At 37.8% G+C, this 18,374-nt stretch carries 19 protein-coding genes and 1 riboswitch; of the genes, 2 read left to right on the top strand and 17 right to left on the bottom strand.

Annotation, left to right across the window (positions count from 1 at the left end; genetic code table 11):
* Nucleotides 1-15: 15 nt before the first annotated feature.
* Together AC3G7N_RS11740 and AC3G7N_RS11735 are read left to right on the top strand one after the other, a co-directional pair.
* Nucleotides 16-474, top strand: coding sequence for a tyrosine-type recombinase/integrase (locus AC3G7N_RS11740; RefSeq protein WP_489422345.1), 459 nt, complete (start codon nt 16-18; stop codon nt 472-474).
* The gene (locus AC3G7N_RS11735) at nt 414-740 is read left to right on the top strand and encodes a tyrosine-type recombinase/integrase (RefSeq protein ID WP_489422418.1); all 327 of its coding nucleotides are present in this window, start codon (nt 414-416) and stop codon (nt 738-740) included. Before AC3G7N_RS11740 ends, AC3G7N_RS11735 begins: the two co-directional genes overlap by 61 nt.
* Before the next feature lie 87 nt (nt 741-827).
* On the opposite strand, the gene sufB is transcribed toward AC3G7N_RS11735, so the two are convergent.
* The 17 genes from sufB to AC3G7N_RS11650 form a co-directional block, all read right to left on the bottom strand.
* Entirely contained in the window at nt 828-2,225 is a 1,398-nt protein-coding gene (gene sufB / locus AC3G7N_RS11730; protein ID WP_489422344.1) for a Fe-S cluster assembly protein SufB, read from the bottom strand.
* 71 nt (nt 2,226-2,296) lie between these two features.
* Complete coding sequence (gene sufU, locus AC3G7N_RS11725; RefSeq protein WP_489422343.1) at nt 2,297-2,731, bottom strand: Fe-S cluster assembly sulfur transfer protein SufU; 435 nt, start codon at nt 2,729-2,731, stop codon at nt 2,297-2,299.
* Complete coding sequence (locus tag AC3G7N_RS11720) at nt 2,721-3,941, bottom strand: cysteine desulfurase (protein WP_489422342.1); 1,221 nt, start codon at nt 3,939-3,941, stop codon at nt 2,721-2,723. Before AC3G7N_RS11720 ends, sufU begins: the two co-directional genes overlap by 11 nt.
* Nucleotides 3,941-5,242: a Fe-S cluster assembly protein SufD gene (gene sufD, locus AC3G7N_RS11715; RefSeq protein WP_489422341.1), complete on the bottom strand. Its 1,302-nt coding sequence runs from the start codon at nt 5,240-5,242 to the stop codon at nt 3,941-3,943. Before sufD ends, AC3G7N_RS11720 begins: the two co-directional genes overlap by 1 nt.
* Before the next feature lie 17 nt (nt 5,243-5,259).
* On the bottom strand, nt 5,260-6,045 hold the full coding sequence (gene sufC / locus AC3G7N_RS11710) for a Fe-S cluster assembly ATPase SufC (RefSeq protein WP_489422340.1): 786 nt from the start codon (nt 6,043-6,045) through the stop codon (nt 5,260-5,262).
* A gap of 517 nt (nt 6,046-6,562) precedes the next feature.
* The gene (locus tag AC3G7N_RS11705) at nt 6,563-6,733 is read right to left on the bottom strand and encodes a YuzK family famiily protein (RefSeq protein ID WP_489422339.1); all 171 of its coding nucleotides are present in this window, start codon (nt 6,731-6,733) and stop codon (nt 6,563-6,565) included.
* A 213-nt stretch (nt 6,734-6,946) separates the two neighbouring features.
* The gene (locus AC3G7N_RS11700; RefSeq protein WP_489422338.1) at nt 6,947-7,780 is read right to left on the bottom strand and encodes a MetQ/NlpA family ABC transporter substrate-binding protein; all 834 of its coding nucleotides are present in this window, start codon (nt 7,778-7,780) and stop codon (nt 6,947-6,949) included.
* Between the two features lie 12 nt (nt 7,781-7,792).
* Nucleotides 7,793-8,461 (bottom strand): methionine ABC transporter permease, encoded by a 669-nt coding sequence (locus AC3G7N_RS11695; protein ID WP_489422337.1) that lies wholly within the window; start codon nt 8,459-8,461, stop codon nt 7,793-7,795.
* Complete coding sequence (locus AC3G7N_RS11690) at nt 8,451-9,482, bottom strand: methionine ABC transporter ATP-binding protein (RefSeq protein ID WP_489422336.1); 1,032 nt, start codon at nt 9,480-9,482, stop codon at nt 8,451-8,453. The genes AC3G7N_RS11695 and AC3G7N_RS11690 overlap by 11 nt, the downstream gene beginning before the upstream one ends.
* Nucleotides 9,483-9,645: 163 nt before the next feature.
* Nucleotides 9,646-9,758, bottom strand: a riboswitch (SAM riboswitch).
* A gap of 191 nt (nt 9,759-9,949) precedes the next feature.
* A complete protein-coding gene (locus AC3G7N_RS11685) occupies nt 9,950-10,261 on the bottom strand; it encodes a thioredoxin family protein (protein ID WP_489422335.1) in 312 nt (103 codons plus the stop codon).
* A 181-nt stretch (nt 10,262-10,442) separates the two neighbouring features.
* A complete protein-coding gene (locus tag AC3G7N_RS11680) occupies nt 10,443-10,799 on the bottom strand; it encodes a toprim domain-containing protein (RefSeq protein WP_489422334.1) in 357 nt (118 codons plus the stop codon).
* Between the two features lie 459 nt (nt 10,800-11,258).
* Entirely contained in the window at nt 11,259-11,345 is an 87-nt protein-coding gene (locus tag AC3G7N_RS11675) for a putative holin-like toxin (RefSeq protein ID WP_489422417.1), read from the bottom strand.
* Between the two features lie 413 nt (nt 11,346-11,758).
* Nucleotides 11,759-12,142, bottom strand: a complete 384-nt coding sequence (gcvH, locus tag AC3G7N_RS11670) for a glycine cleavage system protein GcvH (protein ID WP_489422333.1) — start codon at nt 12,140-12,142, stop codon at nt 11,759-11,761.
* Nucleotides 12,143-12,168: 26 nt separating this feature from the next.
* Complete coding sequence (locus tag AC3G7N_RS11665) at nt 12,169-12,621, bottom strand: arsenate reductase family protein (RefSeq protein WP_489422332.1); 453 nt, start codon at nt 12,619-12,621, stop codon at nt 12,169-12,171.
* 339 nt (nt 12,622-12,960) lie between these two features.
* Entirely contained in the window at nt 12,961-14,745 is a 1,785-nt protein-coding gene (locus AC3G7N_RS11660) for an acyl-CoA dehydrogenase FadE (RefSeq protein WP_489422331.1), read from the bottom strand.
* A 29-nt stretch (nt 14,746-14,774) separates the two neighbouring features.
* The gene (locus AC3G7N_RS11655; protein ID WP_489422330.1) at nt 14,775-15,950 is read right to left on the bottom strand and encodes an acetyl-CoA C-acetyltransferase; all 1,176 of its coding nucleotides are present in this window, start codon (nt 15,948-15,950) and stop codon (nt 14,775-14,777) included.
* Nucleotides 15,951-15,969: 19 nt separating this feature from the next.
* Nucleotides 15,970-18,369, bottom strand: coding sequence for a 3-hydroxyacyl-CoA dehydrogenase/enoyl-CoA hydratase family protein (locus AC3G7N_RS11650; protein ID WP_489422329.1), 2,400 nt, complete (start codon nt 18,367-18,369; stop codon nt 15,970-15,972).
* Nucleotides 18,370-18,374 lie beyond the last annotated feature (5 nt).

The following is an 18,374-nucleotide window of genomic DNA, read 5'->3' as shown; positions in this document are numbered from 1 at the left end:
TATGCAGTCCATGAAATGGAGATATTGGACAAAAACCCAGCAGAAAAACTCAAAATACCTGTTCAGGATAAAATTAATACAGATAAAATAGTTAAGTATTATCAACTCGAAGAATTAAATCAGTTGCTTTATTTCATGAAAACATATCAACATCAACGCTTTGAGGAATATCGTTTATATTATATGTTAATCTATTTTCTTAGTCAGACTGGATTAAGAATTAGTGAAGCACTTGCATTACGATGGACGGACATACAAAAAGATAAAATAGCTGTTCAATGCCAAACGTGCAGGGATGATAATAATAATGTCCGAATAACATCTCTGAAAAATTCCGCATCATACAGAACCATAAAATTGAACAAAAACCTATTGAATGAATTAAAACAATTTAAAACGACTCAAAACAAGTTATTTTTAAATATAAGCCATTTAAGCGTAATAAAGATGATATTATTTTTCAAAATTATTTAGGGAACTACCTCACTCCATCAACCGTAAGGGAATCCTTTCAGGATTATTGTAATAAGGCTGCCGTCAGCTACAAAGGAACACATGGGTTCCGGCACACACATGCTGTTTTACTACTTGAAGCTGGCACGAGTTTAAAGTATGTATCACAAAGGTTAGGACATCAAACTATAAAAACAACCGCAGATACTTATCTCGATGTAACAGAAAAAATTGACGAAGATGAACTGAATAAGTTCATTTTATATACAAAAGCGAAGGAAAAGTGATTCAAACTAGGCACAAATTAGGCACGAACCCAATTCACACAAAAAAATCCCTGTCATAAACATTGTTATGACAGGGATTTATAGACTTTAACCAATACTACCTTCCATTTCGAATTTAATTAATCGATTCATTTCGACTGCATATTCCATTGGAAGTTCTTTCGTGAACGGCTCAATAAAGCCCATAACAATCATTTCAGTGGCTTCCTGTTCGCTAATTCCCCTACTCATTAAGTAGAATAATTGTTCCTCAGAGACCTTTGAAACTTTTGCTTCGTGCTCAAGTGAAATGTTTTCATTGTTTACTTCATTGTATGGAATTGTATCTGAAGTAGATTCATTATCCATGATTAATGTATCACATTCAATATTAGAGCGTGCACCTTCTGCTTTACGTCCAAAATGAACGATACCACGGTATGTTACTTTACCACCCTGTTTTGAAATTGATTTCGAAACAATAGTTGATGAAGTGTTTGGGGCAAGGTGATGCATTTTAGCTCCAGCATCTTGGTGTTGCCCGCGTCCAGCAATTGCAATGGATAATGTCATACCGCGTGCGCCTTCACCTTTTAAGATGACAGCAGGATATTTCATTGTTAATTTAGATCCGATGTTACCATCGACCCATTCCATTGTTGCGTTAGCATCGCACGTTGCCCGTTTTGTTACAAGATTATAGACATTGTTTGCCCAGTTTTGAATGGTTGTATAGCGGCAGTATGCGTCTTTTTTAACAAAGATTTCAACTACTGCACTATGCAAGGAATTCGTTGTATACACTGGTGCTGTACAACCTTCTACATAGTGAACCGATGCACCTTCATCAACAATGATCAGTGTCCGTTCGAATTGTCCCATGTTTTCCGAGTTAATACGGAAATATGCTTGTAATGGTGTAGTTGTTTGCACACCTTTTGGAATATAGATGAACGAACCGCCTGACCATACCGCTGAATTTAGTGCAGAAAACTTATTGTCCGTATAGGGAATAACTTTTCCGAAATATTCTTTGAATAAATCTTCATTCTCTTTTAATGCAGTATCTGTATCCTTAAAGACAATTCCTAAATCTGATAGATCTTTTTTCAAGCTATGATACACAACTTCAGATTCATATTGTGCGGAAACTCCAGCCAAGTATTTTTGCTCAGCTTCAGGAATTCCTAACTTATCAAAAGTTTCTTTAATTTCTTCAGGTACCTCATCCCATGTTTTACCTTGACGTTCTGATGGTTTAACGTAGTAAATAATTTCATCAAAATTTAATTCAGAAAGATCTCCACCCCATTGTGGCATTGGCATTTTATAGAAATGCTCTAATGCTTTCAAGCGATAGTCAAGCATCCACTGAGGTTCATCCTTGATTTTTGAAATCTCCTTTACCACGTTTGGTGTTAACCCTTTTTCTGTACGAAAAATAGAAACGTCTTTGTCATGAAAACCATATTTATACCCTTCCATTTCAGGTGCTTTTTTCGCCATGTAAAAAACCTCCTTTAGGTGTTTGTAACTCATGTTTCATAAAATGACCCAATGGCTACCGCTTTGGCTACTTACTCGTCATGAACACCTTTCTCCATTGCTTTCCAGGCCAGTGTTGCACATTTAATGCGCGCTGGAAATTTTGTTACTCCTTGCAATGCTTCAATGTCTTCCAAATCAAATTCATCAGTATCAACATCTTCACCGAGCATCATTTTTGAAAATAACTCAGACATTTTTACTGCTTGATCTACATTCTTCCCTTTAACTGCTTGTGTCATCATAGATGCCGATGACATGCTAATGGAACAACCTTCACCCTCGAACTTCGCGTCAGTAACAATGCCATCATCAATTTTGAGCTGCAGTTGAATACGATCACCACATGTAGGGTTATTCATTTCAACTGTCAACGCATCACCTTCGACAAAGCCACGGTTTCTTGGGTGCTTATAGTGATCCATAATTACTTGTCTATATAGTGTATCGAGGTTATTAAAAGACATCACCAAAATACTCCTTTGTTTTAACAAGTCCTGAAACTAACTTGTCAATATCTTCTTCGGTGTTATATACATAAAAGCTAGCACGTGCTGTTGCAGTTACTTCTAACCAACGCATTAATGGTTGTGCACAATGATGTCCTGCACGCACTGCTATACCTTCCGCATCCAATGCTGTTGCTGTATCATGTGGATGTACATCATCTAAATTGAATGTGACAAGCCCTGCACGTTCTTCTGGACCATAAATGGTAATCCCATCAATCGTACGCAATTGATCAAGTGCATAACGAGCTAATTTATGTTCGTGTTCAATGATGTTGTCCATTCCTACTTCATTTAGGAAATCAATCGCAGCGCCTAATCCAATAGCACCTGCAATGATTGGCGTGCCACCTTCAAACTTCCAAGGAAGCTCTTTCCAAGTGGAATCTTGTAAATGAACAAAATCAATCATTTCTCCACCAAATTCAACAGGTTCCATCTTTTCTAAAAGTTCGCGTTTACCATACAAGATACCAATTCCAGTTGGTCCTCCCATTTTATGACCCGAAAACGCATAAAAATCACAATCCAAATCGATTACATCAACCGCCATGTGAGGCGCACCTTGTGCACCGTCAACAAGCATTACTGCTCCATTTTGATGAGCAATTTCTGTAATTTCCTTAATTGGATTTATCGTTCCAAGAACATTGGAAACATGCATAACTGAAACGATTTTTGTATTACTAGTAATTGTATCACGTACAGCGTCAAGTGCAACAGTACCATCTTCTTGAAGTGGTATATATTTTAAAGTTGCACCAGTAGCTTTTGCGACCTGCTGCCAAGGAATGATATTACTGTGGTGTTCCATCGGCGTAATAACAATTTCATCGCCTTCTTTTAAATTCTGACGAGCATAGCTAGTTGCCACTGTATTAATTGATGTAGTCGTACCTCGTGTAAAGATAACCTCCGCAGTGCTAGAAGCATTGATGAAGCGACGAACCTTTTCACGCGCCCCTTCATATTTTTCAGTCGCACGCGTTCCTAGTGTGTGCACCCCTCGATGGACATTTGAATTGTCCTGACGATAATAGGTATCGAGCGCCTCAATGACTGGTAATGGCTTTTGTGAGGTAGCCGATGAATCAAGGTAAACTAATGGATGTCCGTTTACTTCCTGATCAAGAATAGGAAACATTTGCCTAATGGCTTTTACATCCATTAGTAAACTTTCCTTTCAATGACTTGTGTTAATTGCTTTTTAACCGATTCAATCGGAAGTTGATTAACAACCGGTGCCAAGAAACCATGGATAATTAAACGTTCAGCTTCTTGTTGCGTAATACCACGGCTCATCAAGTAGTATAATTGAACAGGATCAACACGACCTACTGATGCAGCGTGTCCTGCTGTTACATCATCTTCATCAATTAATAGGATTGGATTAGCATCGCCACGTGACTTTTTACTTAACATTAACACACGTGATTCTTGTTCAGCGTTAGACTTAGAAGCTCCATGTTCGATTTTTCCAATTCCGTTAAAAATCGCAGTAGCACTATCTTTCATCACACCATGTTGCAAAATATATCCTTCTGATTCTTTACCAAAGTGAACGATTTTTGCAGTAAAGTTTTGTGTTTGTTTTCCACGACCTACTGTTACTGTTTTTGCCTTTGACTCAGAATTATCCCCAACTAAATGTGTAATATTTTCTGAGACAGTGTTTCCATCATTCATTTGTCCTAATGCCCAGTCAATTTTCGCATCACGGTATGCAACTCCACGACGGTTAACATACGTGGTAGTTCCAGATGCGAAATTGTCAACGGCCCCAAATGAGATCCGTGCATTATTATGTGCAATGACTTCCGTAACGATATTTGCTACAGTTTCTTGCTCATCATTAGTTGAAATATAGTTTTCTACATAGGTTAATGAACTATTATCATCCGCCACAACTAACACATGGTTAAATAGTGCAACTTCAGGATCTTCCTGCCAAAAAATAGTTTGTAATGGTACATCTAGTTCAACATTTTTGGGTACATAAACAAAGATTCCGCCATTCATCAACGCTGCATGTAACGCCGTTAAACGATGCTCGTCAACCGATACTGCATCTTTCATATAATAGCGTTTCACTAAATCTTCATGTTCTTTTAACGCTGTGAAAATATCGGTGAAAATAACACCTTTTTCTTTAAGTTCAGCATTTAGTGATGCATATGCTACAGAATGATTACGTTGGATAATAAGGTTTTCTGAACCCTTTTCAATAAAGTCTCTAATTTCCTCTGGTAAATTTTCAAGCGATGAAATACTCTCGCCTTGTGCGGAATGTTTAAAGTTACTGAAATTCCAATTACCAATCTTGGTTTTATCAGGCCTTGGCATCTCGAGTGACTCAGCTTGATCAAGAGCTTGAAGGCGTAATGATTTCATCCATTCTGGTTCATTTCTATCTTTTGAAAACTGGTTGATATATTCTTGATCATATGGCAGTTTAGTTTCAACAGTCATACTACCCCTCCTTACTTCTACGCTTTTTGACCTACAGTTTCGTCTTCAATACCTAATTCTTCTTTAATCCACTCATAACCTTCAGCTTCTAAACGTTTAGCAAGCTCAGGTCCACCGGATTTAACGACACGTCCTTGCATCATGACATGAACTTGATCTGGTGTAATATAATTTAATAAACGTTGATAGTGTGTAATGATTAAGCAACCAAAGTTTTCAGCTCGCAATTTATTAATTCCTTTTGATACTACCTTTAATGCGTCAATATCTAAACCAGAATCAATTTCATCTAAAATTGCAATTTCTGGTTTAATCATCATTAATTGAAGAATCTCGTTACGTTTCTTTTCTCCACCAGAAAAACCTGTATTTAAATAACGCTGAGCCATATTTTTATCAATTTCAAGATAATCAAGTGTGCGATCCATTTCTTTAATGAACTTCATCAATGAAATTTCATCACCTTCAGCGCGACGTGCATTTACAGATGAACGCAAGAAGTCAGAAGTTGTTACACCACTTATCTCACTTGGATATTGCATACCTAAGAAAAGTCCAGCACGAGCACGTTCGTCTACTTCCATTTCAAGAACATTTTCGCCATCTAAAAGGACACTGCCCTCTGTAACTTCATATTTAGGATGACCCATAATCGCGGACGCAAGTGTCGATTTCCCTGTACCATTCGGTCCCATAACTGCATGGAATTCGCCACCTTTTATCGTAAGGTTTACCCCGCTTAATATTTCATTATCCTCAATTGATACATGAAGATTCTTTATCTCTAGTGTTGATCCTGCCATATCAATACCTCCAATTACTGTTATATGCTATTTATCAAACGGACATTTATATCCATTCTCAATTTATTCTCATTACAATCTTAAATCATTTCGAATTTAATATCAACTCTTTTAAACAAAGGTAAGTAACGGATTTATCCTTTAATTATCCCTTCTTAAGTAATTGAAGAATCCGAGTTTCTTCTATATGTATAGTAAAAGCTTTATTTAAAAAGAAGGCTGTTTTCGTATAGTTTATTGCTCATACCGCCGAAGTTGATATAAACTGCGACATAACAGCAACGTGATTACCGCTGCGGGCAGTCGCTTTCCGCGGGCGACTGGTGAGTCTCCTCGTGCGTTCGCACTGCGGTGTCTCACCTATGCCTTTCCTCCCGCAGGAGGGAACTGAACATGATTTTTACGTCGCAGTTTATAGATTTTGTTTCAAAAACAACAATCTTTTAGAAGACAGCCAAAAAGAAAAATGCTGATGATGCCAATTTCATCGCATCACCAACATAGACATAAGATCTATTTATTTGTGTAGTTGATTTTCAAGTTCAGCAACCATGTGTTTACATTTTTCGTATTCATGTTGACGTCTTTTTTCGACAGCAATTTGATTTTCTAACTTGCGTCCGTACTCTGCATAGCCCATATTGTGTGACTGTTGCATTGCTTTCTCCATTTCTGGAGTGTGTTTCATTCGTATACCACTATAAATAGTGAATCATCCTTTCGAATTAAGTACAATAATAAGATTAACATATATATATTACCCTTACAAAACGTAAATAAACGTAGGATATCGAATTAGATTGAATATTCACCCCTGAAATAAAGATAGCGATCTTTTCTTATTTTATTTAACTAATTGCTCTCATTTGCTGTATAATACTCATGATTCAGGAAAAGATTATTATTTTTTGCCATCAACTGGGACAACTGCACCATCGAATTCTTCTAAAATAAAGTTTTGAATTTCCTCTGAATGTAATACATCAACTAAGGTATTCAATGCTTCATTATCCTTATTTTCCTTCTGAACCGCAACTACGTTCACATATGGTGATTCTTCACCTTCTAGGATCAAAGCGTCCTCCGTTGGATTTAATTCAGCTCCAATTGCATAGTTTGTATTAATCGCTACTAACGCATTTTCCTCCGTTTCGTACATATTCGGCAAAAGTGCTGCATCAATGTCGGATGAGAATTGTAATTTTTTAGGATTTTCAACGATATCATCAACTGTTGCTTCAACTTTATTAACATCTTCCGCTAGCTTTATTAACCCCTCTCTTTCTAACAAGGATAGAATCCGTCCATGATCAGCCACCGAACGGCTCATGATTACTTCCGTGCCTTTTGATATATCCTCTACACTCTCAATTGTTTTGGAATAAATTCCAATTGGTTCAATATGAATTCCACCAAGATGCGTAAAGTCATAACCTAGATTTGGATCTTCATTTTGCTGATTTAAATATGGAATATGCTGGAAATAGTTCGCATCCAAAGCACCACTGGCTAAGTCTTGGTTAGGTAAAACATAGTCTTGGTACTCTTCAATGTTCAACGTAATACCTTTTTCTTCAAGAATTGGCTTTGCTTCTTCTAAAATTTGAGCGTGGGGTACACTAGATGCACCTACAGTTATTTCCGAGTCATTGTTACCACTTGTATCGTCATTACCTCCACATGCAGCTAACGTCAATAATACTAGAACTGAAACAAATGCTAAAATTTTCTTCATGTTACTCTCCCCTTATCTTTTATCTAATTTGTTGGAAATGAAGTCTCCAATGAACTGAAAAATAAATACAATAATGACAATCAATATGGTACAAACCAGCACAACATCAAAATCATGTCGTTGAAAACCGTAAAAATAAGCATAGTTTCCGAGTCCGCCTGCACCAATAACGCCAGCCATCGCAGTATAACCAATTAAAGCAATTGCCGTAACCGTCAGACCAGAAATAAGCGCGGGCATGGATTCAGGCAATAGCACACGAAAGATTATCGTTCGTGTTTTGGCCCCCATTGACTTCGCGGCTTCAACAACTCCTTTATCAACCTCTTTCAAAGCTATTTCAACTAGCCTACCGTAAAATGGTGCAGATCCTATAATTAATGCTGGTAGTGCTGCGTTTGGACCGCGTATCGTACCAATTAAAAAGTCAGTAAAAGGAAATAATAGCAAAATTAAAATGATAAACGGAATAGCCCGAAAAACATTTACAATGGCTGCTACAATCATGTTCAAAATTTTATTTTCCCAAATCCCATTTTTCGTTGTCAAATATAAAAGTAAGCCTAGCAGGATACCTAAAATAAATGTTCCAATCAAAGATAAGATTGTCATATAAAATGTTTCATAAGTGGCAAGCCAAAAATCCTGGACATCTAAATTGGGAAATAGCTTAGTCAACATCGCGAATCACCTCTACTTCTACGGAGGTATCGTCCGTCACAAAACGTACGGCTTCATCCAGTTCTGTTTTTTCTCCATTCATTTGGACAAATAGTGTTCCATAGGCACCGCGTTGTGTTTGGGTAATTTTCCCCTGTAAGATATTAATGTCAATCTCATATTTTTTTGCCAAGTGACTGATTAAAGCCTGATTGGTCGTTTCACCGATAAAGTGAAGGCGAACAATCTTTCCTTGATCATAACTTTGAATAAGCTGATCTATACTTTCATTTTCATCTTCTGTACCCATGACTTGCTCTACGAATTTTCTTGTAACCTGTTGCTGTGGTCTTAAGAAAATATCTAGTACATCTCCTTGTTCAACAATTTTTCCATTTTCCATAACAGCGACCTGATTACATATTTTTCGAATCACATGCATTTCATGGGTAATTAAAATAATGGTTAAACCAAGCTTTTTATTAATATCCACTAATAAATCAAGTATCGAGTTTGTTGTCTCTGGATCAAGTGCGGATGTCGCTTCATCACAAAGTAATACTTTTGGATTGTTAGCTAATGCTCGCGCAATACCAACCCGTTGCTTTTGTCCACCGCTTAGTTGGGAAGGATACGCGGTTTCCCTACCTGTTAGTCCTACTAAACGAATAAGTTCGGTAACCCGTTCATCTCGCTCGCTTTTTGGAACGCCAGCAATTTCTAAAGGAAATGTAATATTATCTCTTACCGTTCTAGACCAAAGAAGATTAAAGTGCTGAAAAATCATCCCAATTTCCTGCCTTGCTAATCGTAATTGTTTAGTATTAAGCGCAGTGACTTCTTGTTCATCAATAACGATACGACCACCAGAAGGCTCTTCTAGCCGATTTAACAACCTGACAAATGTACTTTTTCCAGCACCACTGTAACCAATGACACCAAATATTTCACCTTCTTTTATTGTTAGTGATAAATCATCAACCGCATGTATTGTCGATTTATTTGTTATATATTGTTTGCGTAAACCTTCAATTGAAATCATGAGAATCCTCCTAAAATAAGAACAAAAGCGCAAGTGCTAAACTAGAAGTGGCTAATCTTGTTGTTTAGTATTCCACAGCTCATCAATTTTATCGTTTGTAAAAAAATTAAAAACGTCTTTCTGTAAGAGAACAGAAAGACGTAATAATTTAAGTCTTCACGTTCTCCCATCTGCCAAAGCGATTGCTTCGCAGGAGTTAGCACCTTTCAAACAATAAATCGTTTGAAGGTTGCCGCGGTTTCATAGGGCCAGCCCCTCCACCGCTCTAGATAAGAGAGTAAAAGTATTTAATTGGTACAAAAAGTTGTAAATCAAATCGTATCACCTGTTTAGTAGCCTGTCAACAATAAAAAGCGAAAACGCGTATGGAATGCGCCCGTGCAACACGGGTGGTTCGATGTTGATTTATCGTACGGCGGTAAAGGTAGTCCACCAGACGCTTTAGCGCTGAAGCTAGGCAATAAAAGTTAAGTTCCAAACAGTTTTGGCTCATATTTCATCAAATAGGTATAGATATTCGGTATCGATTGAAATGCATAAACCTTTTCTTTAATTATGTCATCATCCACAATAAGAAGACACGGAACACACTTAACTTTCGCTTCTTGCATAAAATCAGGATGTAAAGATGCATTCATTTCCAAAAAAATATCCTGTTTGTGAACCGATTCGATTTTATTTAACATCGTTTTTGCCAAGTGACAAGTTCCACAAAAAGGTGTATAAATGTATAAAAAATAATGATCTTGCTTTAATTGTTCATCAGTTATTGGTTGCAATACGATCACCTTACACTTTAGAGGTTGTTCAAAAAGTCACCAAATGATAAACGGCGAATTTCTTCGTTGCTCAGTTTTTCCGGTCCTCACGTATTAAAAGCATACGTTCCGGTTCCTCAGAACCTTCGCGCCTTGAACTTCTTGTTTCTAATTTGCCACCTTTTTGGACACACACTTTAATTCAAATTAAAAATATCGGATTAACATTAATTCGCTTGCTTACCAGCGCAGTAGCAAGTACAGATTCTGGAGTGGTTGCTACCTCACGGAATTCGCTACTCACATGAATATGTTCAGCGTGCGGAAGTTCACGAGTCAATTGTTTTCTAAGTTTCATTCCAGCATTGTCTTCATCTGCAAGAATATATACTTCTTTATTATCCAAATCATAGGTATCTAAAAGCTCATCAAACCGAGCCACACCAAAAGTTCCATTTGTACAAATAATCGTGATTTGGTCCGTGATTATTTTTTGTATTTTCTTCTTATCTGTTAATCCTTCAACAATTATCACTTTGTCAGGGTCAGGTGTTATCATGACATATCACTCCTCATGAAATCAAGCAAAATAACTTCCATACACTAATCATATGACGTGAATAAGGCTGACTATACACCCTTTTTAAAAGACTCATTAATTGCCGGAACTTTTCTGTTGTCAGGAGCATATAATTCAAAATATGCGAAATACATAAGACCAATTCGCACCTTGCCAACTTTGATTTGGAACATTGTCAATTTTTCAGATGACGGATGTTGTATTAGTATTATCGATAATGTTGCCGTCTAGCCATTTTAGATGCAACTATTATATGATTATTTTTAAGTAAAACGTTTTAAAAATAACCAATATGAGGTATACTGTGAGTAGAAAGTTATACAATATTAAAGACTGAATGGTGCTTCACACCATTCAGCCTAGGCGTAATAGCCCTTCAAAGGGGCAACTCATGATGGATATAGAAATAACCACCAATTGCTAGCAGGCTAAGGGTGGTTATTTCTGTTTATTCAGGTATGTCAGCAGAGCAACGATTAACATGCTAGAATTAAGCATTAAAAAAATTGTTTCAAATACTGACATAAGCCTCACCCCCTCTCTGGGGATGAGCTACCACCCTTGAAAAAGCCTTATTACACCTATCTTTATTATAACAAAAAATAGTATCAAAAGGGGTTGTTAATAATAAAACTGCTACAAATAAAACCCTCTTTGTTCGTCAGTACCTAGTAGACGCTTCAAACTTTTTCTATTCAAAATCACAAACACTATAAGAAAAGCGCAAGGGCCTTGAAAGACACGACAAGCAGAGCGGTGCAGTGTGTGTGCTTTGCTTTACTCGCACGGAAGCGAACTGCTTATGTCTCGAGTGTCCTAGGTACTGGAGCTAGATATAATCGCCAAAATTTATACTATCTTTGCTCTTAAATAAGACTGACTATACACCTTTTAAAAAAGGTGTATAGTCAGTCTAAAATAAATTCTATTTAGTACGATTAATCTTCATCAATTACTTCTTCATATTTTTCAGGAGATAGTAACTCCTCTAATTCTGATTCATTTGATAGTTCAACCACAACCATCCATGCTTTTTCATATGGTGATTCGTTAACAAATTCTGGGCTATCTTCAAGGTTTTCATTAATTTCAACAACTTTCCCACTAACAGGAGCATATAATTCAGAAACCGTTTTAACTGACTCAACGCTACCAAATGGTTCATCCGCTTCAATTTCGTCCCCAACTTCTGGAAGTTCAACAAATACGATATCACCTAATTCGGATTGTGCGAAATCTGTAATACCAATTCGTACCTTGCCATCTTCCTTTTTCACCCATTCGTGTTCCTCTGAATACAATAAGCCTTTTGGTAAACTCATTTAAATCCCTCCAATAATTAGTTCCATTATTTTTTCCATGTATGATTAAAGATTTCTTCTTTAAATCCAACTGTTATGTTTTCACCGTCTGTTATTAGTGGGCGCTTAATTAGCATACCATCAGACGCTAGAAATTCTGCCATCTCTTCATTTGATGCATTTGCAATTTTATCTTTGATGTTTTTTTCGCGATAACTTTTGCCACTTGTGTTAAAAAACCTTTTAGCAGGAAGCTCACTTTTGTTCATCATATCTAAAATTGTTTGTTCAGATGGTGTTTGTTCAACAATATGTATACTAGTATAATCGATATTATTATCGTCAAGCCATTTTTTCGCTTTCTTACACGTTCCACAATTAGGATACCAATAAAATGTTAAAGCCACAAGCATTCCTCCAAACCTTTTTATCATTGTATTCATTATAGCAAAAATTGTCGTGTATGGTCGATTGAAATGCTGGATTCTTTGTATTGCCATTCGTTTTACACTCGTAGCCCTAGATTAGAAAATAGGAAAAAATCATTTAGATGGTATACTAAAATACTGTTAATAAGTTGTTCATATCAATCGTTAATATCGCCCCCAATCTTGTTGTTGAAATCCTTTCATCTAGAACGATGACAAGATAAATTCCCCGCAGATACCTTGTCTATTTTTTACCATGACTGAAGTTAGATATTGCCGGACACACATTCCGTTATTTGTGGAAAATCATCAAAAAACGGCAGTTATTTCCTATAATAGCGGAACCTATGTCTGATTATAAATTTTTAAAGAGCCACAATCACATGATTGCGGCCCCATCTCGTTACAATTTTACACTACATAACATTCTTCTTCTATAATCTTCGCCGCAATCTCGCGTTTCTTTGCAATAACATTAATTGGCGTGTGGCGAGTTAGCTTACGTAATGACGATAGCATCGTGCGCAAATTGTCACCGGATTCAATTGCAATTAACGTTTCCTTTGCATCCGCTTCAACACGATTAAATGCTTCTTGAACATATACTTGTGTATATAGAAGCTTTTGTTTGTTTTTCTCCTCACCAGTTTTGTTAATTGCTTTCTCCGTACGAAGAATCGCTGCTTCCATATTGTACACTTCTGCTGTCATGTCGGCCAAGTTTACTAGAATTTCTTGTTCATTTTCTAGCTTCTTCATATACGTTTGTGCTGCTAGACCCGCTCCAAGCAATACCATTTTCTTTGCATTTCTTAAAAGGTACTTTTCTTGATCTAATATTTCTGTACCAACTTCTTCTGGCATCATCATCATTAATTCTTCTTGTAAGCTTTGAGCCTTTTGAAGTAATGGTAATTCGCCGTTCATCGCTTTCTTCAACAATGTTCCAGGTACGATTAGGCGATTAATTTCGTTTGTTCCTTCAAAAATACGGTTGATCCGTGAGTCACGATACATCCGAGCAACTTCATATTCTTCCATGAAGCCATATCCACCATGAAGTTGTACGGCCTCATCAGCAACATAATCAAGACATTCTGTAGCAGTGTATTTATTCATGGAACACTCAATTTGATATTCTGCAATTGCGGCGGCCACCGCACGGCCATCCTTTAACTCTTCGTCGGTCAATGCACCCATACGTTGCTCGAATAAACCAACTGTACGATAAACGGCACTTTCGTTTGCATACGTTCTTGCTGCCATCGTTGCTAATTTTTCCTGGGTTAAGCTGAAGCTAGAAATTGATGTACCAAACTGTTTGCGTTCGTTCACGTATTTCGTAGCAACTTCAATTCCGCGCTTTGATCCACCTACACCACCGATAGCTAATTTGTATCGACCTACATTAAGAATGTTGAATGCGATAACATGGCCACGACCTTTTTCACCTAAAAGATTTTCTACAGGTACTTCAGCATCTTCCAATATCAATGTGCGAGTTGATGAACTTTTGATTCCCATTTTATCTTCTTCATTACCAGTAGAAACACCAGGAAATTCACGTTCTACGATAAATGCTGTAAAATGCTCGCTATCAATTTTTGCATAAACGACGAATACGTCAGCAAATGCGGAATTTGTGATCCATTGTTTTTCGCCATTTAAAATATAATGTGTGCCAGCTTCATTTAATTTTGCAGTCGTTTTTGCACCTAGTGCATCAGATCCTGATGAAGGTTCTGTTAATGCATATGCCGCCAAAAGCTCACCTGTTGCTAATTTTGGTAAATATTTTTCTTTTTGCTTATCGTTTCCAAAAAATACGATTGGCAGTGATCCGATCCCAACGTGTGCACCATGTGTCACAGAGAATCCACCGGCACGCGAAAATTTTTCTGTGATAAGTGATGAACTAATTTTATCTAATGCTAATCCGCCATACTCTTCAGGTACATCAGCGCCTAGTAATCCAAGTTCCCCAGCTTTTTTCAAGAGTTCTACGGAGTATTCAAATTCATGGTTTTCAAGATTTTCTACTTTTGGTAAAACCTCCCCACTTACAAAATCTTCCGTAGTTTTAGCAATCATCTTATGTTCGTCTGTAAAATCCTCTGGCGTAATAACATCATCAAAAGATAGGTCTTCTACTAAGAATGCGCCACCTTTAAAAATTCTTTCTTTTGTCTCACTCATGTTAAACGTCCCCTTTTAATGGAATAAGTTTATAGTAATTCAAATACACCTGCAGCACCCATACCGCCACCAATACACATGGTTACAACTCCGTATTGTACGTTACGGCGTTTCATTTCATAAATAAGACTTAGGGTTAATTTCGTTCCTGTACAGCCTAATGGATGACCCAGTGCAATTGCACCACCGTTTACATTGACTTTATTTATATCTAAATCAAGTCCTTGAATAACGCGTACAGATTGTGCAGCAAATGCTTCATTTAATTCAAATAGCCCTATATCGGAAAGCTGTAGTCCAGCAATTTTCAATGCTTTCGGTACCGCTTCGATTGGTCCAACACCCATGATTTCCGGTTCTACACCAGCAACTGCAAATGAACGGAATTTCACTAAGGGTGTTAAGCCTTCTGCCTCAGCCTTGTCGCGATCCATTACTAGAACAGATGCAGCACCATCACTCATTTGCGATGAATTTCCTGCTGTAACTGATCCTCTAACATTAAAAGCTGGTCGAAGCTTGCTTAAAATGTCCATGGTTGTTCCCATGCGTACACCTTCATCCATTTTGAACATGGTTGTCTCTTCTTCAATCTTATTATTTTTTCCAACCACACGCTCGGTTACTTCAACCGGTACAATCTCATCATTAAATCTCCCCTCTTGAATTGCCTTGGCAGCATTTTCATGACTTCGAACAGCGAAAGCATCCTGATCTTCTCGCGAGATATTAAAACGATTTGCTACTTCTTCAGCTGTGTGTCCCATTGACATGTAATAGCCCGGCGCATCTTGTACAAGCTTAGTATTTGGCTTGATAACGTGGCCACCCATCGGTACGAGGCTCATCGATTCCGCGCCACCGGCAATAATCGAATCACTCGCCCCAACCATAATCTTTTCTGCTGCATAGGCAATACTTTGCAAGCCTGATGAACAAAACCTGTTAATCGTAACACCTGGAACAGTATGGTTTAATCCTGCTAAACCTACGATATTCCGCCCCATGTTTGCACCTTGTTCAGCTTCTGGCATGGCACAACCAATAATGACATCATCGATATTCCCCTCATAATTTCCAGCACGTTTCAATGTTTCTCTTATCGTCAATGCTGCTAAATCGTCTGGTCTTGTATTTGCAAGGGTCCCTTTTTTTGCTCTGCCTACAGGGGTTCTAGCACCTGCAACAATTACTGCTTCCTTCACATTACTTCCCCCTCTTCAATTAATTACGTAACGGTTTTCCTTTTACTAACATATGTTGCATACGTTCCTGCGTTTTGCGTTCGCCAATCAGACTTAGGAATGCTTCACGCTCTATATCTAGTAATACTTGTTCATCGACAAGTGTCCCTTCTTTAATGCGACCACCTGATAACATATACGCTAGCTTCTCAGCAATTTTCACATCGTGTTCTGATGCGAATCCACTTGAATGCAGTGATTTTGCCCCCATTAACATTGCCGCGTATCCAGAATCACCAACAACCGGTACTTTTTCGCGCTTAGGTGCTTGGTATCCAGCACTAGCCAGTGTTAATACTTTTTGTTTTGCATCATATAATAAATGATCCGGATTAACACTGATTCCATCCATTTTATTTAAAAAACCATTTTCATGAGCTTCCGCTGCAGATGTTGATACTTTAGCAGTTGCGACTTTTTCAAATACATCATTTGCTACTTTAGATAGATCAAAGTCCACACCTTTCGGTAGATTACGAAGCTGCTTTAGGTAAAGCTCTTTCGTTCCCCCACCTCCAGGAATTAATCCAACGCCAAATTCAACAAGACCCATATACGTTTCAGCAGATGCTTGAATTGCACTTGCTGGTAACGAAAATTCAGCACCACCACCCAATGTCATATTAAAAGGTGCGGTAACTACTGGTTTATTTGAATATTTAATATTCATGGCAGCATCTTGGAATTGTTTGACGACCAAGTCGAGTTCAAAGAAATTATCATCCTGTGCTTCCATTAACATCATGGCTAGGTTTGCACCGACACAGAAGTTCTTTCCTTGATTACCAATAACAAGTCCATGGAAGTTTTTATCCACTTCTTCTAATGCAAAGTTAATCATTTGAATGATATCTGGACCAATCGCATTACTCACGGAATGGAATTCAAGTCCGGCAACACCATCGCCTAAGTCTATTAAACTTGCACCAGTATTTTTCTTAATTACACCATTTACGCTTTTTAATTGTTTTAGATTGATTTCTTTTTCATTAAAAGTTTGTTGTTTATACTCACCATTATCATAGTAATAAACCGTACCACTTTCTGTTTTGTAGAAGGATTCGTTGCCATCTTCTAATAGCTTAAGCACCCATTCAGGAACAGTTTCACCCTCTTCTTGCATGCGTTCAACTGATTTACGCAGCCCAATCGCATCCCACATTTCAAACGGTCCAAACTCCCAGCCGAATCCCCAGCGCATTGCTTGGTCAATGGACACAATATCATCGGCAATTTCCCCAAGTAACTCAGCAGAATAGATTAAAGCAGGTTTTGAGATATTCCATATTAATTCACCAGCTTTGTCACCCTTAGCAGATATAAGCGCTTTCAATTTGCGGCGAGAGCCTTTTTCTTGTTTTGCCATTTCAGTCGCAGCGGTTTTTAGTTTTCTTCGATCCTCGTATTCTAGTGTTTCCGGATTCAGTTCATAAATGCCACTGCCGTTTTTATCTTTTTTCTTCTGGAAAAATCCTTGGCCACTTTTTGCTCCTAACCAGCCATTTTCCTGCATTTTTAAAATGAATTCAGGTACATCGAATACCTTCTTTTCTTCCCCTTCAACCTGGTCACGTACATTATTCGCAACATGGATAAAGGTATCTAAGCCTACCACATCGAGCGTACGGAATGTAGCACTTTTCGGTCGTCCAATCATCTGGCCAGTTACCGAATCAACTTCCCCCACACTATATCCACCTTTGATCATTTCCTGTACCGTTACAAGAAGCCCATACGTACCGATTCGGTTCGCAATAAAGTTTGGTGTATCTTTTGCTTCAACAACACCTTTTCCAAGTACATTTTCACCGAACGTTTTCATAAATGCCAAAACGTTTGGATCCGTATCTTTTGTTGGGATTACCTCAAGTAATTTCAGGTAACGTGCCGGGTTGAAAAAATGTGTACCAAGAAAATGCTTCCGAAAATCCTCTGAACGATCTGCAGCCATATCTCCTACTGAGATTCCTGACGTATTAGAACTTACAATCGTGCCTTCTTTACGGTATTTATCCACATTTGCAAATACCTTTTTCTTAATATCTAAATTTTCCACGACGACTTCGATGATCCAGTCAACGTCACTTAGCTTATCCATATCGTCATCCATGTTACCAATTTCGATTAAGTCCAGACTACTTTTCGATGTGATTGGTGATGGCTTTTGTTTTAAAAGTGCTTTTTTGCTTTGAGCCGCAACACGGTTTCGAACAGCACGATCTTCTAAGGTTAAACCCTTTCTTTCTTCACCCTTCGTTAATTCGCGTGGTGCAATATCGAGCATAATTGTTGGTATACCTACATTAGCCAAGTGGGCAGCAATTCCAGACCCCATTACACCAGAGCCTAATACCGCAGCACGCTTGATTGTTTGCTTCATGTTAT

The sequence above is a fragment of the Virgibacillus carmonensis genome, assembly GCF_057836705.1.
The sequence above is the reverse complement of the archived record's forward strand: the minus strand, read 5'-3'. Positions and strand labels throughout refer to the sequence as shown.